Below are 5,676 nucleotides of genomic sequence, written 5' to 3'. Positions count from 1 at the left end.
GCGATGAGCACGGCAAATCGGCCCCATGGCAGAACGACTTTGTGGGCGTGGTGTTCAGCTTGCTGGCCGACCAGGGCGTGCCCAAGGCGCAGAGCATCCTGAACCACTTCAGCAAGCTCAACGTGGGTCGCTACAACAACGAAGCCAACGGCTTTTGTGCCGCCAAGGGCCCAGGCTACTACTGGTACATCCGCAACAGCGGCGACGCCTTCATCAACAGCTGGAGCGAGCTGTACGCCCGCAACTACTCGGGTGACGTGGGCAAAGCCTGCAGCACGCTGAGCATCGATGGCTATCCCAACGAAGCCGCCGGTGCCGCCGCCTACTCGCGGGGCATGCTGGGTGCAGCGGCCGGTTCGGGTGTCAGTGGAGCGGCTGCTGCCTACGCCAAGTGGAAGAGCATGACCCCAGGCATGGAAGCGGCCTTCACCGCCGACCCCACCTGGGCCATCGTGCCGCGCTGAAGCGCCGAGGGTGTCCGTCACCGGCCTGCAAAGGCCGATGACGGAGGCTCCTCCCCCAAAGAAAAAGGCCCTTCGTGGGCCTTTTTCTTTGGGGTGCAGCGGCCTATTCCCGTCCGCCGAGCAAGCGCTTCAAGCTGCTGGGTTTTCTGTCCACCAGAAACCGTTCACACCGAACGGGGTTTCGAAGCCGACGGCGCAACACAGCACCAGCCCACTTCGAACCAAACGGTTTTGTGGCTGTGGAAAGCGCATCCGCTTCAGTGCGCCCCGCCACCGCCCGCTGCCGCGCCCAAGCTTGGTTTGGACACCCAGACCACGAGCACGAGCAGAAAGAACAAGCCCGCAGAGAGGTAGAACACGTCGGTCACGGCCAGGGTATAGGCCTGCTGGTTGATCATGCGGTTGATGCTGGTCAGCGCCTGCTCCCGGTTCATGCCAGCGGCCATCATCTGGTTGATGGTGGCCACCGCCGTGGCATTGCCCAGGTGCACCGCCTCGGACAACTGGGCGTGGTGCAAGGCCGCGCGGTTTTCCCACAAGGTGGTGAACAGCGAGGTGCCGACCGCCCCGGCCGTGATGCGCACAAAGTTCGACAGCCCGGCGGCCGACGGGAGCTGCGAATTGGGCAGCCCAGAAAACACAATCGCCTGCAAGGGGATGAAAAAGAACGCCATGGCCGCGCCCTGCAACAGGGTGGGAATCAAGATGGTGAGGAAGTCGGCCTGGGTGTTGAAGAGCGAACGCATCCACAACACCAGGCCAAAGCCGATGAAGGCGACCGTGGCCAGCTTGCGCGGATCGATCTTGCTCACGTTCTTGCCCACCCAGGGCGAGAACACGATGGCCAGTATGCCCACCGGCGCCGTGGCCATACCGGCCCAGGTGGCGGTATAGCCCATGTATTGCTGCAGCCAAAGCGGCAGCAGCACAACGTTGCCGAAAAACACGCCGTAGGCGATGGACAAAGCCAGGGTGCCGGACACGAAGTTGCGCTGCCCGAACAGGCGCACGTCCACGATGGGGTGTTTGTCGGTCAGCTCCCAAGCCAGGAAGAACAGAAAGCCCACCACCGCCACCACCGCCAGCGTGATGATTTCGCCCGATTCGAACCAGTCCAGCTCCTTGCCTTTGTCGACCATGATCTGCATCGCGCCCACAAACACCACCAGCAGAAACAGGCCGATCACGTCCAGCGGCACGCGCCGTGGCCCCGGGTCGCGGCTGCGGTAAACCGACCAGATCAGCGCAGCGGCAAACAGGCCCACCGGTATGTTGATATAGAAGATCCAGGGCCAGGAGACGTTGTCGGTGATCCAGCCCCCCAGCAACGGCCCGGCCACCGGCGCCACCAGCACCGTCATGGCCCACATGGCCATGGCGGTACCCGCCTTGGCCTTGGGGTAGCTCGCCAGCAACAAGGTCTGCGAGAGCGGGATCATGGGACCGGCGACCAGGCCTTGCAGCACCCGGAAAGCGATCAGCGTGCCGATGTTGGGCGCCAGTCCGCACAGCCACGAGGCCAGCACGAACAGCAGCACGCTCATGGTGAACAGGCGCACCTGGCCAAAGCGCTGGGTGAGCCAGCCGGTCAGCGGCACCGAAATGGCGTTGGCAACCGCGAACGAGGTGATGACCCAGGTGCCTTGGGTCGGGCTCACACCCATGTCGCCCGAGATGGCCGGGATCGACACGTTGGCGATCGAGCTGTCCAGCACGTTCATGAACGTGGCCAGGGAGAGCGCCACGGTGCCCAGCACCAGTTGCGCGCCTTGCAACGGGGGAAACTCGGTGGGGCGCGGGGGCGCCTGTGGCGTGGGAGGGCTTGCGCCGTCGGTCGTCCCCGACAGCGTGGAGGCGTTGGCAGACATGCTCGGGTGTTCCGTTGGATCAGTGGTTCAGTGCCGCCAGCGTGCGCGCGCTGGTGAGCACCGTGTCGTCCACGGCGGGTGGGGCGGGCCGCGCCTGCGGGCCACCGTTGGCCGCGATGATCTGCTGCACTTTGGCATCGGCCTCGCGGCTGTCCTGCTCAAACACGCTGGTCTGCACCGCAACGGCGGGCTGCTCGGCGTCTGCCAGCATGCGCCCATCGGTCTTGCTCACGTCGACGCGCGCGTCCATCGAAAGCCCCAGACGCAGCGGGTGCTTGACCAGCTCGGCGGGGTCCAGCTGCACCCGCACCGGCACGCGCTGCACCACCTTGATCCAGTTGCCGGTGGCGTTCTGCGCCGGCAACAGCGCAAAGGCCGCACCCGTGCCGGCACCGAGGCCGTCGATGGTGCCGTGGTAGATCACGTTCTTGCCGTACACATCGGCAAACAGTTCCACCGGCTGGCCCAGGCGCAGGTTCTGCAACTGGCTTTCCTTGAAGTTGGCCTCGACCCAGACCTGGTCCAGCGCGATCACCGACAACAGCGGTGCACCGGCCTGCACCCGCTGGCCGAGTTGCACATTGCGCCGCGCCACATAACCATCAACCGGCGCCAGCAGATCGGCGCGCTTGAGCGCCAGATAGGCTTCGCGCACACGGGCCGATGCGCGCAGCACATTGGGATGCTGGTCCACCGAGGTGCCCGCCGTGAGCGACTGGTTCGATGCGAGTTGCTCGCGCGCGGCCAGCACGCCAGAGCGGGCCGCTTGCAGGCTGCTCTGGGCTGCGGTCAACTGGGCTTTGCTGTGGTTGAACTCTTCTTGCCCCACGGCGCCGCTGCTTACCAGCGGCTGGCGGCGCGACACGTCGTCTTGTGCCCGTGCCACTTCGCTTTGGGCCCGCGCCAGGTCGGCCTCGCGCAAGGCAATTTGCGCTTGCTGGGTGCGGTTGTTGGCGAACAGCGTGCGCACCTCGCGCACGGTCTGCGCCAGCTGGGCCTGCGCCTGATCGAGCGCGTTCTGCGCATCGGCCGGGTCGAGCCGAACCAGCCACTGCCCCGCTTTCACGTGGTCGGTGTCGTCGGCGTTGATGGCCACGACCGTGCCGGTGGTTTGCGGTGTGATCTGCACCACGTTGCCTTGCACATAGGCGTTGTCGGTGCTTTCGAAGTGGTTGAGCACCAGTGCCCAGTAAATGCCATAGGCCGCACCAGCCACCAGAACGGCGGCGCTCACGGCGGTCAGGGCTTTCTTGCGGGCGGGGTTGCCTTGCGGGGCGGTGCGGGTTTCGGGGGAGGTCATGGTGTGGCTCCGGTGTCGGTTCAAGAAAATGAAGAGGTCGAAAAATGGGGTGCGCTGGGTTCAGCTACGCGGCAGCGGCGCGTCCGTCGCGCCCTGGGCCTGGGGTGCAGCGGCGTCACCGCCATAACCACCGCCGAGCGCACGGATCAGCGCAAAGCGCACCGCCAGCGCACGGGCCTGCAAGTCCACCGCCTGGCGGCGTTGGTTGAGCATGGCGGACTCTGCGTTCAACACCGTGAGGTGGGTGCTCAGGCCGGCCCGGTAGCGCTCGGTGGCGTAGGCGTAGGCCGATTCCGCTGCGGCCTGCGCCTGCACTTGCTGCACCTGCTGGCGTTCGATCGACCGCTGCGAGCCGAGCTGGTCGGCCACTTCGCGCACGGCTTCCAGCACGGCGCCGTTGTAGCTTTCGACCGCCGCGTCCAGATCGGCCGCCTTGCCGCGCAGGTTGGCGCGCAGGTTGCCGGCATCAAAAATTGGCAAGCGGATCGCCGGGCCGACGCCGTACTGCTGGCTGCCAGACTCGGTCAACCGGTCCAGGCCGATGCTGGACAACCCCACAAAAGCGGTCAGGTTGATGTTGGGATAGAACTGCGTTTTCGCCACCCGCACGCCTTGGGTGGCGGCTTCCATGCGCCAGCGCGCTGCGGTGATGTCGGCGCGGCGCCCCAGCAGATCGGCGGGCAAGCGCTCGGGCAAGGACACAGCGTGCAAGTCGGCCAGCTGGGGCGACAAGACATCCAGGCTGTTCGGCGCTTGCGCCGACAGCGCGGCCAGCGCATGCCGGGTCAGCACCATCTGTTCGTCGATCTGCTCCAGCTGTTGGCGCGCCTCGGGCAAGGCGCCCTCGCCCTGGCGCAATTCGACCCGGCTGTCCAAGCCGGCGTCCACGCGCTGGCGCACCAGGCCGAGCATCTCGTTGCGTTGGGCCAAGGAGCGCTGGGCCACCTCGCGCTGCGCCACCAGACGACCGAGTTGCACATAGGTTTGCGCCACCTGGTTGGCCAACATGGTGCGTGCGGCCTGCACATCGGCAGCAGCGGCGCGTTCGGTGCCCAGAGCGGCCTCCATGGCGGCGTGGTGGCGGCCAAAAAAATCGAACTCCCAACTGCCACTGAGCTGGGCACTGGCCAGCGTCCGGATCGAACCACCCAGCGGTGCCGGGTAAATGCTGGTGGCGCTGAAGCGCTGGCGCGTGACGTCAGCGGCACCGTTGACTTTCGGCCCCTCGCTCGCCCGCTCGCCCGCCACACCGGCCTGGGCGCGGCTCAGCCGGGCTTGCGCCACTTTCAGGCTGGGCTGGGCCTTGAGCGCCTGGGTGATCAGCTCGGTCAACACCGGGTCGCGCCAGTCCAACCACCATTCGACCTGCAGGGGCGCAACGGTGTCTGCATCTGCCGTCGGGGTGGCGGCGGCCAACCCCAGCGCCTCCGGCTTCAGCACCGTGGCTTCGGAGCGGATGCCCTCGCTACTGGCACAAGCGGCCAGCAACAACACGGAAGCGCCCAACACCGCCACCCATTGCCGGGTTCGGAACCGATCTTGCGCAACAGGGACTTCAGACGTGAAACGGGAAATTGATTGATGCGGCTTCATTTGCTTAGGCAATGAAATAGTTGAAAAAGCACGGACGGCCAGCGGCGCTTGTCGGGTGGCCCAGAATCAGTTGTCGTCGCGCAACCGGTCGGCGGTGTCGACCATGCGGCTGAGATAGGATTTCAGGTTCAGCCACTCGGTGCGCGAAAACCCGCTCAGGTGCATGTTCATCACATCGGACAGCACTTCGGGCACGTGTTCCATGGCGGCAGCACCCTCCGGCGTCAGCTCCACCACCACCACACGCCGGTCTTCGATGGAACGGGTGCGCTTGCACAGGTTCTTTTTCTCCAGGCGATCCAGCAGCCGGGTCATGGCGCCGGCGTCGGTCTGGCACCACTTGGCCAGCTCCGCCACCGTGGCGCTGCCCTTGAAGCGCAGCTTCATCATCGGGCTCCACTGGGCCGTGGTCAGATCGTGTTCACCCAGCCGTTTGTTGGCCTGAAAAGCG

Annotated in this window: 4 protein-coding genes and 1 pseudogene; 1 reads left to right on the top strand and 4 read right to left on the bottom strand. The window is 65.9% G+C overall.

Annotated elements, in window-relative coordinates:
* Window positions 1–464, top strand: a pseudogene (locus ABYB95_RS15815) (hypothetical protein); the annotation flags it as partial.
* A 257-nt stretch (window positions 465–721) separates the two neighbouring features.
* Here the strand turns inward: ABYB95_RS15815 and ABYB95_RS15810 are convergent.
* The 4 genes from ABYB95_RS15810 to ABYB95_RS15795 form a co-directional block, all read right to left on the bottom strand.
* Entirely contained in the window at window positions 722–2,332 is a 1,611-nt protein-coding gene (locus ABYB95_RS15810; RefSeq protein WP_372659520.1) for a DHA2 family efflux MFS transporter permease subunit, read from the bottom strand.
* Between the two features lie 19 nt (window positions 2,333–2,351).
* Window positions 2,352–3,632, bottom strand: a complete 1,281-nt coding sequence (locus ABYB95_RS15805; protein ID WP_372659519.1) for an efflux RND transporter periplasmic adaptor subunit — start codon at window positions 3,630–3,632, stop codon at window positions 2,352–2,354.
* A 60-nt stretch (window positions 3,633–3,692) separates the two neighbouring features.
* Window positions 3,693–5,225 (bottom strand): efflux transporter outer membrane subunit, encoded by a 1,533-nt coding sequence (locus ABYB95_RS15800; RefSeq protein ID WP_372659518.1) that lies wholly within the window; start codon window positions 5,223–5,225, stop codon window positions 3,693–3,695.
* Window positions 5,226–5,291: 66 nt separating this feature from the next.
* Window positions 5,292–5,676 (bottom strand): MarR family winged helix-turn-helix transcriptional regulator (locus tag ABYB95_RS15795; RefSeq protein WP_372659517.1); only part of this gene is annotated, 385 nt, incomplete at its 5' end.

The organism is Hydrogenophaga sp., from assembly GCF_041633695.1.
Lineage (GTDB): Bacteria > Pseudomonadota > Gammaproteobacteria > Burkholderiales > Burkholderiaceae_C > Hydrogenophaga.
The sequence above is the reverse complement of the archived record's forward strand: the minus strand, read 5'-3'. Positions and strand labels throughout refer to the sequence as shown.

What these genes read in the sequence shown, in the direction of transcription:
- ABYB95_RS15810 (WP_372659520.1), bottom strand. Translation starts at nt 2,332, where the DNA reads ATGTCTGCCAACGCCTCCACGCTGTCGGGGACGACCGACGGCGCAAGC.
- ABYB95_RS15800 (WP_372659518.1), bottom strand. Translation starts at nt 5,225, where the DNA reads ATGAAGCCGCATCAATCAATTTCCCGTTTCACGTCTGAAGTCCCTGTT.
- ABYB95_RS15805 (WP_372659519.1), bottom strand. Translation starts at nt 3,632, where the DNA reads ATGACCTCCCCCGAAACCCGCACCGCCCCGCAAGGCAACCCCGCCCGC.